This is a genomic window from Actinotalea sp. C106 (assembly GCF_023630195.1).
GTDB lineage: Bacteria > Actinomycetota > Actinomycetes > Actinomycetales > Cellulomonadaceae > Actinotalea.
The window spans coordinates 1-976 of record NZ_JALPKN010000550.1; the positions used below are offsets into that span (position 1 = coordinate 1).

Consider the following 976-nt stretch of genomic DNA (forward strand, 5'->3'; position numbering starts at 1 on the left):
GAGGACGTCGCCGTCCCCGCGGCCGCGCAGATCGCGGTGGTCACCCTCGCCGTCCTCGCGACGACGCTGCTCGGGCGGGCCTGGGCCGCGCGCTCGGGGCTGCAGGGTCGGCTGGGTCAGGGGGCGCTGACCGCTGCCTTGCCCGGGGGCGTGGTGGTCGGGGTGCTCGCGGTCGTCGCCGGTCTGGTCGAGGGCTGGCCGGTGCTGCCCTTCGTGGTCGCGGTGCTCGCCCTGGCCCTGGTGCTACGGACCTCGGGGCGGGTGACCGCTGCCTCGGCGGACCTCGTGCTCGTCCTCGCGTGGCTCGTCGTGGTGCTGCGGCTGCTCGCGACCGAGGCCGGCGCTCCGTTGCTCTCCGCGGAGCACGTGGCCGTGGTCGGCCCGGCTGTGCTCCCGCTGCTGCTTCCCGCGGCGTTGGTGCTCGGCCTCGTGCTGGCGGAGCGGCTGCTGGTGCGCGGTGACGGGCTCGGGCGCGTGGTGCTCGTGTGGTCCCTGCCCGTGGTGGCCCTCCTCGCCGTGCCGGACGGGTGGTGGGCCGTCGGAGCGATCGCTCTCCTCGCGGCGTGGGCGACCTGGCGTCGCGTCGACCCCGCGGTCGTGCGTGGGCTCGGTGGTGGCCTCGACGTCGCCGCAGGGGCTGCTCCGTTGCTCGCGCTCGCGGCGGCGCCCGACCTGCTCGATGGTCCCGCGATCCTGCTGGTCGCTGCGGGCCTGGTGCTCGCAGCCACGCCCTTGGCCCGCGGGTGGTTGCGGCGCCCCGGCGGGCCGGACCTGTGGAGCTGGTGGTGGGGGGCTGTCGGTCTGCTGACGCTGCTGGCGACCGCGGCCGGGACCGTGGAAGGCTGGCTCACCGAGGGGGAGTGGTGGCCGCGGGCCGCCGTGCCGGTGGGCGTGCTCCTGCTGCTCGGGGCCCTGGTCACCGGCCCGCTCCCGCGCGTGTGGACGGTCGGGGGGGCCACCCCGGGCGGGTGGTGGA

At 77.5% G+C, this 976-nt stretch carries 1 pseudogene; it reads left to right on the plus strand.

Annotated elements, in window-relative coordinates:
* A pseudogene (locus tag L0B03_RS18410) lies at window positions 1–976 on the plus strand (hypothetical protein); the annotation flags it as partial.